The following is a 21,073-nucleotide window of genomic DNA, read 5'->3' on the forward strand; positions in this document are numbered from 1 at the left end:
TCCTGAGATGAGCAGTCACAGAAGAAGCACGCTCGCGCGAACGTACGAAAACTTAAGCGATGACAGCGACCTGGTTAAAGTCGAGCTCGACCGGCGTCTCGCGGCCAAAGATCATCAGCGTGACCTTGAGCTTGCCAGCCTCGGTGTTAACCTCGGAGACCTTGCCATCAAAGTCGGTAAGCGGGCCATCGGTGACGCGGACGGACGTGCCGACCTGAATATCAACCGAGGTGCGCTTGGGCGAATCACCCTTACCGGGACGACGAGTCATCTTGTTGTACTCGTCGCGGGAAAGCGGAGCGGGCTTGCCGTTGCCGCCCAGGAAACCGGTGACGCCAGGCGTGTTACGAACGCACGTCCAAGCATCGTCATCCATCTCCATGCGGACCAGGACATAACCCGGGAAGATCTTGGAATCCTTGGTCTCACGCTTGCCACCCTCTTTAATCTCGGTGACGCGCTCCATAGGAATCTCGATATCAAAGATACGGTCCTGCATGCCCATAGTCTCGATGCGATGCTCGAGATCGGACTTAACGCGGTTCTCGTATCCAGAGTAAGTGTGAACGACGTACCAACGCTTAGACATGGTTTAGCCCCTCAATCCAGAGAACAGAGCAAGAGCCTCGCCAAAGCCAGCATCGAGCAGAGCGATGACGACGCCGACGACGATCAGAGAAGCGCAAACGACGACCGAGTAGTTCACGAGCTCCTTCTTATCGGGCCACGTGACACGCTTCATCTCGGACTTCACCGAAGCGAAATACTTCTTGGTGCGGGCGAAGAAACCAGGCTTCTCGTTCTTCTTAGACTTCGCAGCCTTCTCGCTCTTCTTGGCAACGGCCTTCTTGGCCTCAACCTTGGAGTTGGCGGCAGCGTTGTTGGCAGGCGCCTGCTGCTGTGCCTTCTTCTTGTTCTTCTTGTTGGCCATTTGGGTTACCTCCGCGCAATGCGCTTATACATGAGTAAACCGTAAGCCCCCAACTGGGAGCTTACGGAATAATGACTGGCACGCCAGGAAGGACTCGAACCCTCAACACTCGGTTTTGGAGACCGATGCTCTACCAATTGAACTACTGGCGTATATGACTAGAGACTAGCGAGTCTCTTTGTGCAGCGTGTGGTGACGGCACCAGGGGCAATACTTCTTGATCTCCATACGATCAGGCATGGTCGACTTGTTCTTGGTGGTCGTATAGTTGCGGCGCTTGCACTCAGTGCACGCAAGAGTAACTAGAGTACGCATGTATCCTGAACCTTTCATTTCCGCCCCGTACGGGCACGAGTTGTTACTTTATCAGCTCCACGTAAGTGCTGTCAATGAAAACCTCGAGTCAATTGGTTCTCGGTGGATCCATTCATATTAGGAACACATCAATGAAGCCATCGAAAGCTAATCGACGGTGCATCCAGGACCATTATCGATCCTCTCGACACCAGCAACGGCTCAATATCCATTGCAGAAAAGAACCCGGCACCCATATAAGTGCCGGGTTCTCTAAGTCAACTATATCAGAGAGCTAATTTACTCAATGATCGTGGAGACGATGCCCGAACCGACGGTGTGGCCACCCTCGCGGATAGCGAAGCGCAGGCCCTCCTCCATGGCGATCGGGTGGATGAGGTCGCCCTCGATGGTGATGTGGTCACCAGGCATAGCCATCTCGGTGCCCTCGGGGAGCTTGACCGTACCGGTAACGTCGGTGGTACGGAAGTAGAACTGAGGACGATAACCATCGAAGAACGGGGTGTGACGGCCGCCCTCCTCCTTGGTCAGAACGTAGATCTCACCGGTGAACTTGGTGTGCGGGGTAACCGAACCGGGCTTGCAGAGAACCTGGCCGCGCTCGATGTCCTCGCGCTTGATGCCGCGGAGCAGCAGACCGACGTTGTCGCCAGCCTCGCAGAAGTCCATGGACTTACGGAACATCTCGATACCGGTAACGACGGTGTTCTGGGTATCCTTGATGCCGACGATCTCGACGGGCTCGTTGAGCTTGAGCTCACCGCGCTCGACACGGCCGGTAGCAACGGTACCACGGCCGGAGATGGTCATAACGTCCTCAACGGCCATCAGGAACGGGAGGTCGTTGTTACGAGCAGGCGTCGGGATGTACTCGTCGACGGCGTTCATGAGCTCGCGGATAGCGTCCATCCACTTGGCGTCGCCCTCGAGAGCGCCCAGAGCGGAACCACGGATGACGGGGATGTCGTCGCCGGGGAAATCGTACTCGGAGAGGAGCTCACGGGTCTCCATCTCGACGAGGTCGATGAGCTCGTCATCGTCAACCATGTCGCACTTGTTCAGGAAGACGACGATGTAGGGAACGCCGACCTGACGGGCGAGCAGGATGTGCTCGCGGGTCTGAGCCATGGGGCCGTCGGTAGCGGCGATGACCAGGATAGCGCCGTCCATCTGAGCAGCACCGGAGATCATGTTCTTGACGTAGTCAGCGTGGCCCGGGCAGTCAACGTGAGCGTAGTGACGGGCAGCAGTCTCGTACTCGACGTGGGAGACGGAGATCGTAATGCCGCGCTCGCGCTCCTCGGGAGCCTTGTCGATGTTCTCGAACGCAGTGAAGTCAGCCTTGCAGCCCTCGGTCTCGGAGAGAACCTTGGTGATGGCAGCGGTCAGCGTGGTCTTGCCGTGGTCGACGTGACCAATGGTGCCGATGTTAACATGCGGCTTAGTGCGCTCAAACTTCTCTTTGGCCATAAAGCCCTCCTCTAAACAGGTCGTCCCCGGACGGGACTTTGCCTTTATACCATAGTGGCCTCTCAACATACTATTGAGAAGCCACCGTGTTACCTATGGTAGCGGTGACTGGATTCGAACCAGTGACGCCACGGGTATGAACCGTGTGCTCTAACCAACTGAGCTACACCGCCGGATGGAGCCTGCAACCAGACTTGAACTGGTGACCTCTTCGTTACCAACGAAGTGCTCTACCGACTGAGCTATACAGGCACTTGACGGGTGGGAGCTATAGGATTCGAACCTATGTAGGCAGAGCCAACGGGTTTACAGCCCGTCCCCATTAACCACTCGGGCAAACTCCCAATCGTTCAAGTATCCGCAGGTTCTTTGGTCTTTTGGACCGCCGCCCCCGCGAACGAAAAAGATAATACGATGCAACCTTGGGGGCTGTCAACGAAAACCTCTAGATACACGGTTCCGGGCGTATCTATATAGCCGTGACCTGCGGTTTTATTGAGTTTGGATGTGAAGGACAGTGGTTTTGGATACAGAGGTGACATTTCCCAAGGTAACACTTTGGCGTAGTGGAGTACGCCTACAGCATCGACCTTCGATACCGGCTTATTTACACCTATATATAGGTCGAGATCGGGCTTCCGCGGCAGATTCGATCGTGGATTTTCTTCCGTTTGAAATCGAGCGTGGACAATCTCCCACTTTTGGCGTGTCTCCAAGGCCAAAGTGGCAGATTTTCCACGATCATTCACTAAGCGGGAGAACTATAGAGCCGAACTACTCGGGCCAGGCCAAAGTAGACCCATAGAGCGGCTCCCCCTTGGTGCAGGGGTAGCGACTCAAGTAACACGACGATAGCAAGTCGAAGAAATAAGTCATGGCATATTTCGAATAAACGCCGAGTCGGTCAATTCCGTTTCCCGCATTACCAAGACGATATACACGGTCAAAAGAGCTCGATTTGTCATCGTTGCTAAACGCAGTAATTAGAATCTTCCTGCCCGAACGGCAATCAAGATACTCACGCGCCTGTGACGCAAATAGCCCGGAGACCGATACGAGAATTATCAATGACTGCGAAGCGTCTCCCATGTTTTTCAATTCCGCGACGTTAGCCCCAGCAACTATGCGAACTATCTTGCCCGCATAAAACATTTCCTGCTGAAATCGTACGAGATTGGCGCTCACATTATTGGTGCACCAGATTTCAACGTTTTTATGGCCATCAATTTCGTCGGCAAGGTGCTTAATAGCGATATCGGACACGCCGCTTTCAACCTCAGCGAACATCTCGATCATGCGAACGTCGAGCTCTGCCCTGTACTCCTCGTAGCCAAATTCCTCCTCTCGATGGCTTAAGTCGCTTGGAAAGACTGATTGAGTAAATGATTCTTTCAAATCGCTAAGAGACTGGTAGCCCAATCGATTGCAGAAACGACGAACAGCGGAACGGGTCACGAATGCATCGCGGGTTATAGCGGCAACATTGATTTCGCTCGAACGCCTAATGTGAGCGATGAGATATCGAGCGATGGCGGCATCGTTTGACCCAAACTCGCTGTTGATGATGGAGCTAATGCGATTGAGCACATCGAAGTCATTGATATTCACATGATCCCTCTTTCCGCTCTCCTCGAAATCATGGTTCATTTATTGAATCAAACAGCTTTGGTCGTTCTCCTATGATTCAAATCAGTTGACGTCATCTTAATCGTAATTCCGCCACACGTATCCACCGTGTTGAATGATGGAAAGGGGATTCATGGGCAACGTGAACAACATGCCGTTTCTCTGGGGTTCCGCCACAGCGTCTTATCAGTGCGAGGGTGCCTGGAACGAAGACGGCAAAGGCCTTGGCGAGTGGGATTTCTTTAGCCACACAAGCAATAAGAACATCAACCATGTTGACGGTGATGTATCTTGCGACTTCTACCATCGCTATGAAGAAGATATCCGCATGATGAAAGAAGGCGGACAAAACACCTATCGCTTCTCTCTTTCATGGAGTCGAATCATCCCCACGGGTATCGGCGAAGTGAATGAAGAGGGCATCGATTTTTATAATCGGGTCATTGATTGTTGCCTCGAAAATGGCATAGAGCCCAACGTTACGCTGTTCCATTACGATCTACCATTCACGCTTGCTTGCAAAGGCGGATGGCTGAACAACGACATGGCAGAGTGGTTCTGCAAATACGCCAAGATTTGCTTTGAGCGCTTTGGAGACCGCGTCAAAATCTGGGCTACCGTTAACGAGCCGCATTTCTACAGCTACTGCGTAAACATGTTGGGCAACTATCCCCCCAATCGATCGCTCGACGTTCAGTCGTACATGCAGTTTCAGTACAACCTGATGCGCGCAAGCGCACTCGCAGTCCGAACATATCGTCAAATGGGCTACGACGGCATCATCGGCGCCGTCCACGATGGCGGCGTTGTCGAACTCGACCCGGCAACCGAGCAACCTGATGACGTATTTCGATACGCAGACTTTTTCGCCAATCGCATGATTCTGGCACCAGCGCTTCAGGGTCAACTGCCGCCAGAAATGGACGAAATCCTTGAAAAACTTGGCGTCTCGCTCTATCGATCCCCAAATGACGTAGAAGAATTCAGAGACGGTAAAGTCGATTTTATTGGACTCAACGTGTATTGCCGAGAGTATGTAACCGACTGGCACGGTGGAGAGCTTGCCGTTTCGGCGAACAATAAGGGCGGTTCGAGCAAAAAGGTCGAAGGAAAATGCATTGCGCCCTTGTTTGAAAGCGCCCGCGACAGCAATGTTCCCCGCAATAAATGGGGCCGCGAAATACTCCCAGGTTGCATGTATTCAACCATCATGGATGTCCACGAGCGCTATGACGCGCCCCGCATCTTTATTACGGAAAACGGACATGGCGCCTATGAGCAACCAGACGCAGACGGAATGATCCACGATGATGACCGCATCGAGCTTCTAGGCCAGTTCATCGAGCACATGATGAGGGCTAAGCGCGACGGCGCGCGCGTTGAGGGCTACTACCTCTGGTCGACGATGGATCTGTATAGCTGGATCAACGGCTACGAAAAACGATACGGACTTGTCCATATCGACTTCGAGAACAATCTGGAGCGCACCCCCAAAAAGAGCTGGTATTGGTACCGAGACCTTATCTCGAAGTATCAGGAGCAGGAAGGTTAGGAGAAAGAGATGAAATATCAGGCAATGTCCGAAACAGTCCTAAAGGCTGTTGGCGGCAAAGAGAACATTACATCGGTAACTCATTGTGCGACGCGCCTTCGCATCGACGCACGAGACACCTCGATCATCGATCTCCAGCTCGCCAAATCGGCCGATCAGGCGCTCGGGGCAGTAGTCAGCGGTGGCCAGCTTCAGGTGATCATCGGCCCCAACGTCACCGAGGCTTACAACGACTTCCTCGACTTCGCGGGAATCGAAGTCGGCGGTGGCACGGTTGCCGACGATGCCCAAACCGCCAAAGACCTTGCAGAAGGCATTAAAAGCGGTAACACCGCCATGGGCTTGATTGAGAAATTCGGGAACGTCTCTGCACAGGTATTCATGCCCATCGTCCCGGCGCTCATCGTTGGCGGACTCATTCTTTCGATCAAGAATCTCCTGGTCAATTATTGCGGATTGAGCACCGATAGCGGAACCGCCCAGGTCCTGTTGGCCATCTTTAGCGCTTCGTTTAGCTTCTTGCCCGTTTATCTTGGTTATCAGCTCGCAGCCGTCATGAAGATGCAGCCCATCATGGGCGCATTGCTGGGCGCGATCATGATCAGCTCGTCCATTAGCGGTGCCGAGGGTCTCGACTTTCTTGGTATTCCCATCCCGACGAACGACTATTCGAGTACGGTAGCGCCCATCGTGCTGGGCGTTGTATTCATGTACTTTGTCGACCGCGGCCTTCAGAAGATCATTCCCGACGTTACCAAACTGTTCTTGAAGCCGCTGCTCACCATGATCATCGTCGTGCCCGTCGAGCTGATTATCCTTGGCCCCGCCGGCAGCATGATGGGCTACGCGCTGAGCGATGCCGTCACGTGGCTTATGGACAACGTGGCATTTATCGCTACTCCGATCCTGGCAGCCCTTAACCCCTATTTCGTCATGCTCGGTCTCGATAAGGCTTACATCGCAATCGAAGTTACGAGCCTGGCGCAGCTCGGTTGGGCACCCATTATCTTTGGATTCATCTCGAACCTCTGCATTGGCGGCACGAGCCTCGCCCTGGCAACTGCCATGAAGGGAAACAAAGAGAAGAGGGGTATGGTCACCACGGTTGCCGTCACCGCACTCTGTGGCGTAACCGAGCCCGCGTTCTACGGTTGCCTCATCGAGCGTCCCCGCCTGCTTGTCGGCACGGCAATCGGCGCGCTCTGCGCTGGACTCCCTGCAGGCATCTTTGTTCTGAAAGAGTATGTTGCGGGAGCATGCCCCGGCCTTCTTTCGGCACTCATCTTTATCGCTCCCGATGGGTCCATGGGCAACTTCGTGCTGGCATGCGTTGTCGCCATCATCGCCATCGTCGTCTCCTTCATCGCTGCACGCGTGATCATCAAGAAGAACCCCAGCTATATTGAGTAAATGCCCGCTGTTTGCATTGGGGACATCCTCGGCAGACCATTAGCAAGAACCCAAGAAGTTCCTTAGGAGCTCGATTAATCCATTCGGATTCCTGAGGCACAAACGACCCCGATTCCACAATGAAATCGGGGTCGTTGTTTCTAAAGCCGTCGATAGACAATGGTCGATAGACAATCGGTGTTTACCTTAGCTCCCTATCCAAGTTAATTATCCACGCTCGTTCTCCGGTCGGGAGATTTTCTTCGCTCGCGTGTCCAGAAATCCACGCTCGAGCAGGACATCCAGATCCGCGCCCACCCTTGTCTCGATCTGTAACAGCAAGAGGCCTATTCCGCTTCTACATGTTACAGATCAAGATATTCCTAAAACACCCTAAGTTTCATCTCAATCTGTAACAGTTAGATGCCGAATATCGGTCTTGGTGTTACAGATTTAGACAAACTGGAGGACGAGACAAACCAAAAACGGGATGGGCGCTAACCCGATGGCGCACCACCTAAATAGAAACGGGCCCTGTCCCTCTTGGAGACAGAGCCCGAAACTCTCATGGAGCCAGTGACAGGAATCGAACCCGCAACCCACTGATTACAAATCAGTTGCGCTACCGTTGCGCCACACTGGCACGCTTGGCGCTCTCGCGCGAAGCCTGTTAAGAATAAAGGAATTACGGACGGGGCGCAACAGACCCTTCGACCTACCACATCTCAAAACTATTCGTCAGAACGAATAGTTTTATCTGTTCGCCAGAACCAAAAACTATTCGTTTTGGCGATGCCGACCCGCAACCCATTGATTACAAACCGGTTGTTGGTCAATCGAGAAAGCAGCCCCCATAGAAGGTCTACCTATCGACCGCGCAGGGCCTTGAGCTTGGCCAAGGCCTCGGGGCTCAGGCGGCTGCCCAGGGTCATCTTGATCTGCGGAGCTTCCTCGGCCTCGTGTACGTCGTTGTCGATCTGCTTAAGCTCGTCCACCAGCATGCGGCTCGAAATGCGCGTGACGCCCTTGCCCATCACGACGGCCTGAATCGTGCCGTCGCTCGACACCACCGAGCACGCACGGCCTTCCTCACGCGCTTCGATGCAGAGCTTTTGCACCACGGTATCGGCCGATACGCCCGTCGGAGAAAACTCGATGCGCACGCCGCGGGCCGGTAGGTTGGGGCGCTCGTTGGAGATGTTGCCCGCGCCGTCGAACACGATCACGGCCTCGTAACGGCCCTGGGCAAACGCCGCGACATCGTTGATAAGCGCAGTACGAGCCATATCGTGGACGTCGCTGGAATATGGATCGTCGGAATGGTCGTAGACGAGCTTTTCGTAGCGCGGCGTGCAGTGAATCACGTTGTAGCCGTCGACCACCAAAAGCTCAGGCTTATTGGAGTGCACCGTCGAGACCGGGTCGGCGATAGCCTGCGCAAACGCATTGCCGCCCACGCCATAGGTCGCGGCCGAAACAATTGGCTTGGCCGAGCCCTCGCCAAAGCGCTTGGCCTTGGACTTGGCGCGGTTCTTCTTGGACATGCGCTACTCCTCCCCCATGAGCTCGCCGGCATTGCGGCGCAGCCACTCAAAGCACAGCGCGGTGGTCGCCTGGGCCACATTGAGACTCTCGGTCATGCCGCGCTGGGGAAGCTTGGTCAAAAAGTCGCATTTCTCGAGCACCAGGCGCGAGATGCCGTCGCCCTCGGAGCCCATGACGAGCGCAACGCGGCCCTCAAAGGGAGCATCCCAGCAGCTGCCCTTGGCGTGCTCGGAAGCACCGCTCACCCAAAAGCCGGCGGCCTTGAGGTCGTCAAGCGCTCGGGCGATATTGGGAACCTGCGCGATGGGCAGGTGCATGACGGCACCAGCAGAGGTTTTGTAGCTGCCCACGGTCACACCGGCGGCGCGCTTGTTTGCAATGATGACGCCCGCCGCGCCCACGACCTCGGCGGAGCGCACGATCGCACCAAAGTTGCCATCGTCGGTCACATGGTCGAGCACGACGACGAGCGCCGGGCCCTCGCCTGCGCGGTCGAGGATATCGGCGACATCGGCATAGGGGAAGTTGCCAACCTCGAGCGCAATACCCTGGTGAGCGCCATGGCTCGACAGCACATCGAGCTGCGCGCGCGGCACATACTTAATGCGGACACCCGCGGCGTTGAGGTCATCAACCAGACGAGACAAAGCAGCATCGCGCTCCCCGCCCTCGGCGATGAGCGCGCACTTGATGGGAAAACCAGTGCGCAGCGCCTCGGCGGCAGCACGACGACCTTCGATAAACTCGCCCTTGGGAGCCTGGACAGTGTCGCGGTTACGATCTCGCTGCGGACGCGCAGCCTGGGCTTGGGAGCGCTCGCGCTGGCCCTTGGAAGCGGCAGCGCGGTCATTGCGGCGAATCGGGCGCGAGCCAGAAGCAGCCTGTTTGCCACCACGAGGCGCACGCTTGCGATTGTCGGCCATAAAGCGACCTCCTTAAATAGATAACGAACAAGAATCGACCGTCCGAGCCACGGCGCTTTGCCTTTCAATCGTCGGGCATGACCACCAGGTCTATGCCCTCCTCTTTCAAGGCAATCTGCCGCACCTCGAACGGTCGACAAATACTAGAGACTCTTAATACGAGTACCCGCGGCAGTATCTTCAATCGTCAGGCCCAGGTCCTTGAGCTGGTCGCGGATGGCGTCGGCCAGATCCCAGTTCTTGGCGGCACGGGCCTCGGCGCGGGCCTCGAGAATCTTGGCAGCGGCCTCGTCCACGTCGTCGCCCGTGTAGGCGACCAGGCCGGCGGCAACGCCCAGCAGACCCAGCGGCAGCTCGACCTTGGGCTCGGGGAGCTCAACGCCAAACGTATCGAGCAGCTCGGCCAGCGTATCGGCGGCAGCCAGGACTGCGGCCTTGTCGGCAGCATCGCCCGCCTGCTCCAGGTACTGGTTGCACTCGGTCACAAAGCCAAAGACAGCACCCATGGCACCGGCAGTGTTAAAGTCGTCGTCCATGCACTCCTTAAAGGTGGCACGGGTCTCGGCGGCCTTGGCGGCAAACGCCTCGGATGCTGCCTCATCGGCATCGGCCGTCGCATGGTTCGCGGCCCAGCGCAGGTTCTCGACCGTACCGGCGATACGCGTGAGCGAGTTCTCGGCACCCTCCAGGCGCTCCCAAGAAAAGTCGAGCGGCGAGCGATAGCTCGTCTGCAGCATCAGCAGGCGCAGGGCAGCAGCGGAGTGCTGCTCGAGGACCTCGGCCAGCGTAAAGAAGTTTCCGAGCGACTTGGACATCTTCTCGCCGTCGACCAGCAGCATGCCCGTGTGCATCCAGGTGTTGGAGAAGCCCTGGTGCCAGGCGCAGGTGGCCTGGGCGCACTCGTTCTCGTGATGCGGGAAGGCAAGGTCGGAGCCGCCGCCGTGGATGTCGATCGGGGTGCCCAGGTAGCGATGCACCATGGCGGCGCACTCGGTGTGCCAACCGGGACGGCCTTCGCCCCAGGGGCTCGGCCAGCTGGGTTCGCCGGGCTTAGCGGCCTTCCACAGGGCAAAGTCGAGCGGGTCGTTCTTGTCCTCGTTCTCCTCGATGCGCGCGCCAACCATAAGGTCGTCGATGTTGCGGCCCGAGACCTGACCATAGTTGGGATCGCTGCGCACGGCAAAGTACACATCGCCGTTATCGGCTGCGTAAGCGTGGCCCTGCTCGATAAGCGTCTTGATCATAGCGATCATGGGGCCGATCTCCTTGGTGGCGCGGGGGCGCACATCGGGATCGAGCACGTTGGCGGCGCGCATGACGCCGATGAACTTGTCAGAGAACTCCGTCGCGACCTCGGCGGCCGTTCGGCCCTGCTCGTTGGCGCGCTTGATGATCTTGTCATCGACATCGGTGAGGTTCTGGGCGAACGTGACCTCGTAGCCGCTCGCGATGAGCCAGCGACGAATCACGTCAAAGCTGATGAACGTGCGGGCATTGCCGATGTGGATGTTGTCGTAGACCGTGGGGCCGCACACGTACATGCGGACCTTGCCGGACTCGATGGGCTGGAACTCTTCCTTTTTATGGGTAGCGCTGTTGTAGATACGCATTCGTTACTCCTTAACAGTTTTCTGTAGCAGGCAGACGGCCCAGGCGCCAATTCCCTCGCCTTGACCTTCCCAACCGAGCTTTTCGGTCGTAGTGGCGGCGACGCCCACGTTTTCGACGTCGACGCCCAGGGCATGGGCAAGGTTGGCGCGCATGGCATCGCGGTGCGGGGTGATCTTGGGTTGCTGACAGGCAATGGTGCAATCGGCATCGACAAACTCGAAGCCCAGTTCGCGCGCGTAGTCCATCACGCGAGCGAGCAGCACCATCGAATCGGCACCCTCATAGGCGGGGTCGGTATCGGGGAATAGCTTGCCGATGTCTCCCCCGCGGCAGGCGCCCAGAATGGCGTCGGCCAAGGCATGCGCGAGCACATCGGCATCCGAGTGGCCCAGCAGGCCGCGCTCGTAGGGAATGTCAACCCCGCCGATGATACATCGACGCCCCTCCACCAAACGGTGGACGTCGTAGCCGTGGCCAATGCGCAGGTTACTGAACATGGGGAAGGTCCTCTCCCTCGGCCATGCGACCAAGCAGAATCGCGGTTACGGGACGCAGGTCCTCGGGCACCGTCACCTTAAGGTTATCGCGCGGGCTCTGGACACAGCGGACGCGCCCGCCCATGCGCTCGACCAGCGAAGAATCGTCGGTCCCGATAAAGCCCTCGGCGATAGCTGCGGTGTGGGCGCGCTTCATGGCGTCGACGCTAAAGATCTGCGGTGTCTGCGCGGCCCAGTAGAGCTCACGCGGCGGCGTCTCGACGATATTGTCGCCGTCGACGATCTTGAGCGTGTCGATCGCGGGCTGACCGCATACGACACCGTCGAGGGCGCGGTCGTCCACAAGCACGTCGATCGCATGATCGATGGCCTCGGTCGTGATGAGCGGACGGGCGCCGTCGTGGATGGCGACATATTCGAAACCCGCCGGAACCGCATGCACGCCGGCACGGGTGGAATCCTGACGGGTATCGCCGGCATCGGCGAAGCTGATGGGCGTGTTATACGAATACGGGTCGATGGCCAGGCGGCGCATCTCGGCGCGACGCTCGGCAGGGCAAACCACGACGATGTGGCCGACCTTATTGCTACGGTCAAATGCGCGGATGGACCAGCTCATAAGCGGACGGCCCGCTACATTGACGAGCTGCTTACCACCGGGGTTACCAAAGCGCTGGCCGCTGCCACCGGCAACGACCACGGCGCATACGGGCGCCATTATGCGTTCCCCTGTTTGGTACCCTTCATGCGGTACAGGGAGTCCGCAAGAATGGCAGGGTTGTTGACGCCAAAGTCGCCCAGGCGCTCCGGATCCTCGCTGATGTCATCCATGAGCTCCTGCAGCGAGCCGTACTCGTCGACGATCTTCTCGGCCACGCCGTCGCGCACGACGGACACGCGCGAAAGCGTGCGCAGGCCCAGCGGCGTCATGACGGAGTCCTCGTCCAGGTCGTCGTAACCCAGAACCGCCGCCACATGCTGTGGGTCGGACAGGTCCTTAGGCGTCATACGGCTCAGGTTGGCGCGGATCTTTTCGGCATTGGCCTCGGAGGAATCACTCGCATAGTCGCGAATCATCAGGTCGTACTCGGTATCCATGCTGGAGCCGGCGAGCTGCTCGAGCTGCATCTGCACGAGCTTGCCCTGGTTGCCCAGCTTGACAATGCAATCCTTAAGTTCGGTCTTTGCCTGCTGCATGATCTCGAAGCTCGAGAAAATCCCGGTAATGTCGGCGAGCGTAACGTAGTCGTCGAGCTCGAGGGCCGTCAGGCGCAGTAGGGAGCGGTCGAGCGACTGACGGGTAGTCTGGAGCGTGGCGACGAGCTGGTTGACCGAGCTCATGATGGTGGTGACGGGCTGGATCTCATAGCTCTTGCCGTGAACGTACACGTTGACGACGGCACGACGGGCCGAGACCGAGATCACGATGGCATCGGTGAGCACCGACATGCGAGCGGCAGTGCGGTGACGCATGCCCGTCTCGCTCGTGGCAAGCGAGGGATCGGGATTGAGGTGGAAGTTGGCGCGCAGGATCTGGGTGAGGTCGCCGTCGATAACGATGGCACCGTCCATCTTGGAGAGCTCGAACAGGCGGTTCGAGGTGAACGAAATGTTGAGTGGGAAGCCGTCGTTACCGGCAGCGAGCACGTTTTCGGTGTCGCCGACGCAGATAAGGGCACCCAGGTGACCGGCGATGATCATGTCGAGGGCGGTGCGGATCGGCTGACCAGGTGCCGTCAGGCGGATGGCCTGTTCCATACGCTTTTGCAGCTCGTTCTTATCCAAGGCATCGCTCCCATCGTATACGCTCCATAAACGCTAAATAGTTTCTCACGGTTTGCCCCCGCAGCGCTTGCGAAATCCGATGCTTACAGAATGAGCGAACACCGCTGGGGTAGTCAAAAGAGCCCCAACCCAAATGAGCTGCTTATGTGGTAGCATCGGGATTCGCATAAATGAGGGAGTAGTCGCGTGATCGGGTTCGCCTCCGGTGACGCGGCAAGTCAACACACTGGCCGATGCGGCCTGGCTTGCCTTAATGAACGAGACTCGTGGCTGTGCGCGCAACGCGTACGCCACGGGTCTTTTTTGTTACTCCCCCAAGAGGTACACGCGGGCCCGCCCGCAGAGAGGGAGTCAGACTATGGGACTCGCAGAGCTCGTGCTGCTCGCCGTTGGCCTTTCGATGGACGCCTTTGCCGTATCCATCTGCAAGGGCCTTGGCATGAAGAAGATCGACCTTAAAGTCGCCGCGGTGCTCGGCCTGTTCTTTGGCGGCTTTCAGGCCGGCATGCCCGTAATCGGATGGGCGCTTGGCAGTCAATTCATGGGCATCATCGGACCCATCGACCATTGGATCGCCTTTATCCTTTTGGCCTTTATCGGCGGCAAAATGCTGTGGGAAGCCTTTACCGAGGACGAGAATGAAGGCGACGGCAAGGATGCCGAAAAGATTGACCTGGGCGAGTACCTGATCCTCGCCATCGCCACCTCAATCGACGCCCTAGCCGTAGGCATCTCATTTGCGGCGCTCTCGGTTGACATCGTTCCCGCTGTATCGCTTATCGGCGTCACAACGTTTATCTTCTCCGTCGCCGGCGTAGCGATCGGCCACACCTTTGGCGCGCGCTACGAAAAACCTGCCACCATCGTGGGCGGCATCGTGCTCATCCTCATCGGGCTTAAGATCTTGCTTGAGCACCTTGGGATCCTCGCACTGTAGCGAATAACGGCCGCCCGGCATTACGCCAGGCGGCCGTTTTCATAGCCAGCCGTTTTAGAGCGGCTTAGCCAAAGCAACCTTTACGCAGCGAGGCGCTTGAGGACGTCGATGAGCAGCTCGTAGAAGCGCTCGGCAGAAGCGAGCTCCATGCTCTCGTCCGGGGTGTGGACATCGGAGAGCGTCGGGCCCACGGCGATGGCGTCCAGGCCGTGCAGGGCCTCAGCAAACAGGCCGCACTCAAGGCCGGCGTGAATGGACTCGATGCGCAGCTCGGAGCCAAAGAGCTCGCGATAGCTCTCGACAAAAACGTCGCGGACCGGCGAATGCTCGGCATAGCTCCAGCCGGGATACTCGAACTCGAACTTGGCGTCGAAGCCCAAGACATCGGCCAGCGTCTGCAGGCGGTCCTTGAACTCGTTCTGCAGCGAGGTGATCGAGGAGCGCGGGGACAGCATGATCTTGACCTGGTCGTCGGAAGTGGCGACCACGCCGATGTTGGAGGAAACCTCGACGGAGCCGTCGGTGGCGACGTTGCGGCGAATCACGCCGTTAGGGGCAAGACGCAGGGCGCGGATGAGGGCAAGCGCGGACTTCTGATCCATGGCCTCGACCTCGGCGTCGTCGGCAATCTCGACGGTGCAGGTAAAGCCGGGGTCGAAGACCTCGAGCTCGGCAGTGACGTCGGCGATGATGTCCTTTGCGATCTGGGCCGCGGCCTCGGCGGCAGCGTGGTCGGCGTAAACCAGCTCGGCCTTGCACTCACGGTTGATGGCGTTGTCCTTAGTGCCGCCGTTAAAGCTAACGATGGCGGGCTCGCCGGCGACCATCAGGCGGTCGATGATGCGGGCCATGATGAGGTTGCCGTTGCCGCGCTCCAGGTTGATATCGTTGCCGGAATGACCACCCAGTAGGCCGGAGATGTCGAGCGTGAGGGTGCTGCCGGTCTTGTGCTCGCGCACGATGGGGCAGGTGTAGGTAACAACGACGCCGCCGGCGCAGCTGACGGTGGCAACGCCCTCTTCCTCGGAGTCAAGGTTAATCATGGTGCGGGCGCTAATCTGGGACTTGTCGAGCGTCTCGGCGCCGACCAGGCCAGTCTCCTCGTCGGTGGTGAATACGCACTCGAGGGCGGGGTGAGCAATCGAATCGTCGTTGAGCACAGTAAGCATCAGAGCGACAGCAATACCGTTGTCGGCGCCCAGGGTGGTGCCGTTAGCGGTGAGGACGCCGTCCTTGACGACCAGGTCGATACCGTCGGTCGTAAAGTCGTGCTCAACAGAGCCCAACTTGTCGCACACCATATCGATGTGGCCCTGCAGCATCACGGTCGGGGCATTCTCGGCGCCGGCAGAAGCGGGCTTGCGAATGATGACGTTGTAGACCTCGTCCTGGTACACATCGAGGCCGCGCTCCTTGGCAAACGCAACCAGGAAATCGCTGATGCCCTTCTCGTTGCCAGACCCACGGGGGATCGCGCTGACCTCCTCAAAGAAATGGAACAGCTGGGCGGGCTCGTAGCCGGTGATCTTGTAATCCATGGTGCCTCCTTGGCGCAACTGGTTAGACAGTAAGACATGCGCCTTGTATATTCCCAGACTTTGCGTGCATAAACCAGTCGAAAACGCCGAGCGCCCTTGCATCATCGGCTAACGGTGGACCGCATAGCGTAACGGTCACAACTACCGCAGCTCTACAAATCGAGGCGCCCTTTCCGGAGCGCCTCGATTGCGCGTATCAAATTGTCGCCACGCCCTACAGCGCGCCGGAACCGGCTTGCATCATGCCACCGGGGCCCGAGGTCACGCCGCCGCTCACGGGCGCGGCGTTGCCAGTGTGCGGTGCCGCCGGGGCGGTATCACCACCGAGCGTGCCCGCCAGACGCGGTGCCGGGATCTCGCCCGTGCCGTGGCTAAAGACAAACTTGCCATCGGCCACGTCGCACAGGACGGTATCGCCCTCGCCCCACTCGCCGGCCAGCAGCTCCTCGGACAGCGGGTCCTCGATGAGCTTTTGAATAGCACGGCGCAGCGGACGCGCACCGTTGGTGAGGTCGGTGCCCTCGGCCACGATCTTGTCATAGGCCGCATCGGTGAGCTTGATGTTCATGCCGTTGGCAATCAGACGCTGGCGCAGGTCGTCCACCAGCAGGTGCGCGATCTTGGTGAGATTCTCGCCCGAGAGCTTCTGGAACACCACGATGTCGTCGATGCGGTTGAGCAGCTCGGGGCGGAACAGGCGCTTGAGCTCGCCCATCGCGCGGCCGCGGATCTCACTCGACGTGAGACCCTGCTCGCCGGTGGTGCCAAAGCCCACGCTCGCATCCTGCGCAATCTCGCGGGCGCCCACATTGGACGTCATGATGATCACGGTGTTGCGGAAGTCGACCGTCTTGCCCTGGCTATCGGTCAGGCGGCCCTCCTCCAGCACCTGCAGCAAGATGTTGAAGATATCGGGGTGCGCCTTCTCGATCTCGTCGAACAGCACGACCGAGTACGGGTGGCGACGAACGGCCTTGGTGAGCTGGCCGCCCTCGTCGTGACCGACGTAGCCCGGAGGGCTACCGATGAGCTTGGAGACCTCGAACTCGCTACCGAACTCGGACATGTCGAAGCTGATGAGCGCGTCCTTGCTGCCAAAGAGATACTCGGCGAGCGTCTTGGCGAGCTCGGTCTTGCCCGTGCCGGTGGGACCCAGGAAGATAAAGCTGCCGCCGGGACGACGCGGGTCCTTGAGCGGCGAGCGGCTGCGGCGCACGGCCTTGGCGACGGCCTCGACGGCCTCGTCCTGGCCGATGATGCGCGTCTTGAGCACGCTTTCGGTCTGCAGCAGGCGCCGGCTCTCGCTCTCGGTAAGCGAGGATACCGGCACGCCCGAAGTCACGGACACAATATCGGCGATCTGACTCACATCGATGGTGAGCGGGCTGGCGTCGAGCTCGGCGGTCCAGGCAGCCTTGGCCTCGGCGAGTTCAATCTCGGCAGCCTTCTGCTGCTCGGTGATCTCGGCGGCCTTGTTCATGTCGTCGCTCTCGGTGGCCTCCTGCGCGGCGGCCTTGAGCTCCTCTATGCGATGCTCGGCCTCGCGCACCGGCTCGGGCGCGCGGTTGGCGGCGATTCGGGCGCGGGCACCGGCCTCGTCAATGAGGTCGATGGCCTTATCGGGCAGGAAGCGATCCTGAATGTAGCGGTTGGAAAGGTTCGCGGCGGCCTCGATAGCACCCTGCGTATAGCGCACATGGTGGTGCTCCTCGTAGCGCGGCTTGAGCGCGGTCAGGATCTTGACCGTGTCCTCGACGCTCGGCTCCTCGACATCGATGGTCTGGAAGCGACGCTCGAAGGCCGGGTCCTTGGTGAGGTACTTGCGGAACTCCTCGGCCGTGGTGGCGCCGATAATCTGGAAGGCACCGCGCGCGAGCACGGGCTTGAGCATGGAGCTCGCGTCGATGGAGCCCTCGGCAGAACCGGCACCGATGATGGTGTGCATCTCATCGATAAACAAGATGACGTCGTCGGCCTCGGTTGCCTCCTGGATCACGTTCTTGAGGCGCTCCTCAAACTCACCGCGATACTTGGCACCCGCGACAAGACCCGGCAGATCGAGCGTCCAGATATTCTGGTTCATAAGATTCTCGGGCACATTGCCAGCAGCAATCTGCTGCGCCAGGCCCTCGACGATAGCCGTCTTGCCCACGCCGGGATCGCCCAGGATAAGCGGATTGTTCTTGGTGCGGCGCGAAAGGATCTCCATCATGCGCTGGACTTCCTTTTCGCGGCCAATCACGGGATCGAGCTCGCCGTCGCGCGCCTTCTGCGTGAGGTTGGTGGCGAACTGCTTGAGCGTGTCGGTGCCGCCCCCCCTTTGCTGAGAGGCATCCGAGCCGCTAAAGAACGGCAAGCCCGCACCGGGGCGACCGGCGCCGGCTCCGGCGAGCGGACGCTTCTTGTCCTGATCCTTGGCGGTGAGTTTCTCGATAGCCTTTTTGATGGAGGCGGACGACACACCCAGGCGCATGAGGATGTCCATGGCCATGCCGCTGCCCTCTTCGACGATGCCGATCAGCAAGTGCTCGGTCGACACGTAGGTCTGGTTGTTCTCACGCGCCACGCGGAAGGAGCGCTCCATCACGCTAATGACGAGCGGCGTAAAGGCAAGCTTGGCAGCCTCGGTCTCCTCGCTGGGCTCGGGAACCGTGGTCTGGACCTCTTTGAGGGTATCCATGATGTCGTCGTAGGAGATATCGAGCGAGCGCAGCGCCTCAGCGGCAATGCCCTCGTCCTCCTTGGCGAGCGCGAGCAACAGATGCTCGGTACCCACCTTATTTGAATGAAGATCAAGCGCCTCCTGCTTGGCCATGGACATGACCTTGCGCGCGCGATCGGTAAAACGGTCTAACATGCTAGTTCCTCTTAGACGAGCTAGTTTTTTCAAACGCAAAGCGCCACTCGTGGCGGCGCTTTGGTCTCTTTACCCATATGGAGTATATGTTAACCGCTGGGGCCTTTTCCGCATGCAGCCATACGACAACGTCTACAAAAAAGGAATTGCCAGGTGCGTCTGCATCGGCCCAACGAGCGTGGATTTTCGGACACCCATTCCACGAGCGTGGATAATCTCCCGTTTTGAGCCCGTAAACAAGCCAAAAACGGGAGATTTTCCACGTTCATGTTTTGCGGATCAGTTTCATTTGCACCAATTAGCTGGTGTGGCGCCAGCGAGGGTCGGTGAGCGTACGCGCCACACCCAGGCCAACGGGCAAAAACGCCACGATGAGCACTGCACGCACAAACCAGCCGAGCATATTGACCGTGTCGAAGGTGCACATGTAATACATCGAGCGATACAGATACAAGCCCGGCACCATAATGACAATCGATGGCACCGTGAGGGCGATACGTGGGTAGGTGAGCTTGATTTCGGCTAAGCTCGCGAGCAGCCCCGATACCAGCGCGCCAATAAACGCTGCCGCCTCGGGAGGCATACCTACGCTCAGGCCCAGGAAGGGAAACAGCGCCGGCGCATCGACGAGCGTAAGGCGCAAGGTATTGGACACGGCGCCGATCAGCCCAGCTGCCGCGGCCATCTTTACCGGGCTGTTGAACATCACCGAGAAGCCGAATACGCCAACGAAGCTCATCACCACGCGCAGGAGCGTAAGGGCAAGCGGCGAAAGGCCGAGCGGAGCAAAATCATCCGGTGCCAGCCCCACACACTCGGCAACCATCCAGCCCACAAGGGTCGCCATCACAATAATCGACACGGCATACGAAAGACGCTCAATGCCGCTTCGCATATCGAGCTTAGCGATGTCGAGGCCTGCCGTAATGAGGGGAAAGCCGGGAATCACAAAGAGCATGGCGCCGATATAGCCTTCTTGGTGCGACATTGCCCCCGGTACGACCTGGCCAAGGCCGAGCAATGCCAGCAGATACGAAACGCAAGCGAGCGCAACGCCAATCGTCAGCGCGCTAAACTGGCCAAGACCCTGCTTGAGAATATGAGAGCGAGCAAAGTTGCCAACACCAGCGCCTACGAATGCGCAGGCCATCTCGATAGGGCCGCCGCCGAGCAAAAAGACGAAGGCGCCGCAAGCACAAGCTGCCGCAAGGCCCTGTTGCCAGGGAGAGTAATCGGGTTTTGAACTCTCAACGGTCTTGAGCATCTCGTGGTATTCGTGCACGGTAAACCGGCGCCCATACGTCTCGATTTCCTTTAGGAAGCTCTCCATCATCCAAATGCGATGGGTATTGACTCCCGTTGTGGGCAGGCTGACAACCTCGTTAAAGCAGTGGCCATCTTCGATGCAGGTGCACTCAAACGACAGAAGACTTAAGTCAACGTGGACGGTGACACCGAGTACGGCGGCAACGCGATTCATGGTATCGCGTACACGCCAGGCACCCGTTCCGCTCGCGAGCATAAGCATACCGGTGCGGCAGATGATGGATGACTTATCGGTGAGCGGCGCATCGACGGCAAGCTCATCGCCTGCCGTCACGATCTGGTGCCAGTCTGTTTTCATATGGAGTGCGCCGGCACGAACACCGTGGTGCATGGGGGCTCTCGAAAGCAGCGAGTCAAGGCGCGAAGACTGTGGGGGCTCCGTTGATTCGTCCTCAACCTCATCAGTCTCTTCATCGACCAGATCAAATGAGTCAAGCGATGCCGGCTCGCGACGATCGATTAGCTCCTCATCCTCATCGTCAAAGTAATTGAACTGATCGAGCATGTCCTCTTCGATTGCACGCTCGCTCGCGTCGTCCATATAGACGCTCCCTTCCTACCGACTAACCCCCATCCTAGGCAGCGACGGCTAAAGGAAACATAAAAGAGACGGCTGTCATGCGAGCCATGTGCACAAACGTCGATTCATCGATGGACCACTCTCGTGTATTTGGTGCAAAGTAATGATCCCTTTTCCTCCGTCCCCAAGGGATCAAAGTGCCGGCAGAGACGATATGAGCAGGACATAAAAACATTGAGAGCCCCTGCTGC

General features: G+C 58.4%; 18 protein-coding genes and 5 tRNA genes. 3 read left to right on the plus strand and 20 right to left on the minus strand.

Going from position 1 to position 21,073, the window contains the following annotated elements:
- Positions 1–52 precede the first annotated feature (52 nt).
- The 9 genes from nusG to DXD77_RS02520 all read right to left on the minus strand — a co-directional run bounded on the left by nusG (position 53) and on the right by DXD77_RS02520 (position 4,324).
- Positions 53–589: a transcription termination/antitermination protein NusG gene (nusG, locus tag DXD77_RS02480; protein WP_006234984.1), complete on the minus strand. Its 537-nt coding sequence runs from the start codon at positions 587–589 to the stop codon at positions 53–55.
- Between the two features lie 3 nt (positions 590–592).
- On the minus strand, positions 593–931 hold the full coding sequence (gene secE / locus DXD77_RS02485; protein ID WP_089572519.1) for a preprotein translocase subunit SecE: 339 nt from the start codon (positions 929–931) through the stop codon (positions 593–595).
- Positions 932–1,007: 76 nt separating this feature from the next.
- Positions 1,008–1,083 (minus strand) — tRNA-Trp (locus DXD77_RS02490).
- Positions 1,084–1,096: 13 nt separating this feature from the next.
- A complete protein-coding gene (gene rpmG / locus DXD77_RS02495) occupies positions 1,097–1,246 on the minus strand; it encodes a 50S ribosomal protein L33 (RefSeq protein ID WP_022093895.1) in 150 nt (49 codons plus the stop codon).
- A gap of 279 nt (positions 1,247–1,525) precedes the next feature.
- Positions 1,526–2,716, minus strand: coding sequence for an elongation factor Tu (gene tuf, locus DXD77_RS02500; protein WP_117563790.1), 1,191 nt, complete (start codon positions 2,714–2,716; stop codon positions 1,526–1,528).
- Between the two features lie 96 nt (positions 2,717–2,812).
- A tRNA-Met gene (locus DXD77_RS02505) sits at positions 2,813–2,889 on the minus strand.
- A gap of 3 nt (positions 2,890–2,892) precedes the next feature.
- Positions 2,893–2,968: transfer RNA gene (locus DXD77_RS02510), tRNA-Thr, on the minus strand.
- A 10-nt stretch (positions 2,969–2,978) separates the two neighbouring features.
- A tRNA-Tyr gene (locus DXD77_RS02515) sits at positions 2,979–3,060 on the minus strand.
- 430 nt (positions 3,061–3,490) lie between these two features.
- On the minus strand, positions 3,491–4,324 hold the full coding sequence (locus DXD77_RS02520) for a MurR/RpiR family transcriptional regulator (protein ID WP_158548907.1): 834 nt from the start codon (positions 4,322–4,324) through the stop codon (positions 3,491–3,493).
- Between the two features lie 151 nt (positions 4,325–4,475).
- Between DXD77_RS02520 and DXD77_RS02525 the strand changes: the two genes are divergently transcribed.
- Together DXD77_RS02525 and DXD77_RS02530 are read left to right on the plus strand one after the other, a co-directional pair.
- On the plus strand, positions 4,476–5,894 hold the full coding sequence (locus tag DXD77_RS02525; RefSeq protein ID WP_117647633.1) for a glycoside hydrolase family 1 protein: 1,419 nt from the start codon (positions 4,476–4,478) through the stop codon (positions 5,892–5,894).
- Positions 5,895–5,903: 9 nt separating this feature from the next.
- Entirely contained in the window at positions 5,904–7,304 is a 1,401-nt protein-coding gene (locus DXD77_RS02530) for a PTS transporter subunit EIIC (protein ID WP_117647635.1), read from the plus strand.
- A gap of 547 nt (positions 7,305–7,851) precedes the next feature.
- On the opposite strand, the gene DXD77_RS02535 is transcribed toward DXD77_RS02530, so the two are convergent.
- From DXD77_RS02535 to disA, 7 genes are all read right to left on the minus strand, one after another.
- Positions 7,852–7,926 (minus strand) — tRNA-Thr (locus DXD77_RS02535).
- Between the two features lie 223 nt (positions 7,927–8,149).
- Complete coding sequence (locus tag DXD77_RS02540; protein ID WP_117647637.1) at positions 8,150–8,827, minus strand: NYN domain-containing protein; 678 nt, start codon at positions 8,825–8,827, stop codon at positions 8,150–8,152.
- Between the two features lie 3 nt (positions 8,828–8,830).
- Positions 8,831–9,751, minus strand: coding sequence for a 23S rRNA (guanosine(2251)-2'-O)-methyltransferase RlmB (rlmB, locus tag DXD77_RS02545; protein WP_117647639.1), 921 nt, complete (start codon positions 9,749–9,751; stop codon positions 8,831–8,833).
- Positions 9,752–9,894: 143 nt separating this feature from the next.
- Positions 9,895–11,361 carry a cysteine--tRNA ligase gene (gene cysS, locus DXD77_RS02550; RefSeq protein WP_117647641.1) on the minus strand — a complete coding sequence of 489 codons (1,467 nt, stop codon included), beginning with the start codon at positions 11,359–11,361 and terminating at the stop codon, positions 9,895–9,897.
- Between the two features lie 3 nt (positions 11,362–11,364).
- Positions 11,365–11,859, minus strand: coding sequence for a 2-C-methyl-D-erythritol 2,4-cyclodiphosphate synthase (gene ispF, locus DXD77_RS02555; RefSeq protein WP_006234975.1), 495 nt, complete (start codon positions 11,857–11,859; stop codon positions 11,365–11,367).
- On the minus strand, positions 11,849–12,577 hold the full coding sequence (ispD, locus tag DXD77_RS02560) for a 2-C-methyl-D-erythritol 4-phosphate cytidylyltransferase (protein WP_117563797.1): 729 nt from the start codon (positions 12,575–12,577) through the stop codon (positions 11,849–11,851). The genes ispF and ispD overlap by 11 nt, the downstream gene beginning before the upstream one ends.
- Positions 12,577–13,644, minus strand: a complete 1,068-nt coding sequence (disA, locus tag DXD77_RS02565) for a DNA integrity scanning diadenylate cyclase DisA (RefSeq protein WP_089572525.1) — start codon at positions 13,642–13,644, stop codon at positions 12,577–12,579. The genes ispD and disA overlap by 1 nt, the downstream gene beginning before the upstream one ends.
- Before the next feature lie 358 nt (positions 13,645–14,002).
- Here disA and DXD77_RS02570 point away from each other — a divergent pair, with 358 nt between their 5' ends.
- Positions 14,003–14,581, plus strand: a complete 579-nt coding sequence (locus DXD77_RS02570) for a manganese efflux pump MntP family protein (RefSeq protein ID WP_117563798.1) — start codon at positions 14,003–14,005, stop codon at positions 14,579–14,581.
- A gap of 80 nt (positions 14,582–14,661) precedes the next feature.
- Here DXD77_RS02570 and DXD77_RS02575 read toward each other — a convergent pair whose 3' ends face one another.
- From DXD77_RS02575 to DXD77_RS10550, 4 genes are all read right to left on the minus strand, one after another.
- On the minus strand, positions 14,662–16,119 hold the full coding sequence (locus DXD77_RS02575; RefSeq protein ID WP_117563799.1) for an aminoacyl-histidine dipeptidase: 1,458 nt from the start codon (positions 16,117–16,119) through the stop codon (positions 14,662–14,664).
- Between the two features lie 214 nt (positions 16,120–16,333).
- Entirely contained in the window at positions 16,334–18,976 is a 2,643-nt protein-coding gene (locus tag DXD77_RS02580) for an ATP-dependent Clp protease ATP-binding subunit (RefSeq protein ID WP_117563800.1), read from the minus strand.
- Positions 18,977–19,274: 298 nt separating this feature from the next.
- Complete coding sequence (locus DXD77_RS02585; RefSeq protein ID WP_199407875.1) at positions 19,275–20,843, minus strand: threonine/serine exporter ThrE family protein; 1,569 nt, start codon at positions 20,841–20,843, stop codon at positions 19,275–19,277.
- Between the two features lie 34 nt (positions 20,844–20,877).
- Positions 20,878–21,073 (minus strand): hypothetical protein (locus tag DXD77_RS10550; RefSeq protein ID WP_233506708.1); only part of this gene is annotated, 196 nt, incomplete at its 5' end.

The sequence above is a fragment of the Collinsella sp. TM09-10AT genome, assembly GCF_003436275.1.
Classification (GTDB): Bacteria; Actinomycetota; Coriobacteriia; order Coriobacteriales; family Coriobacteriaceae; genus Collinsella.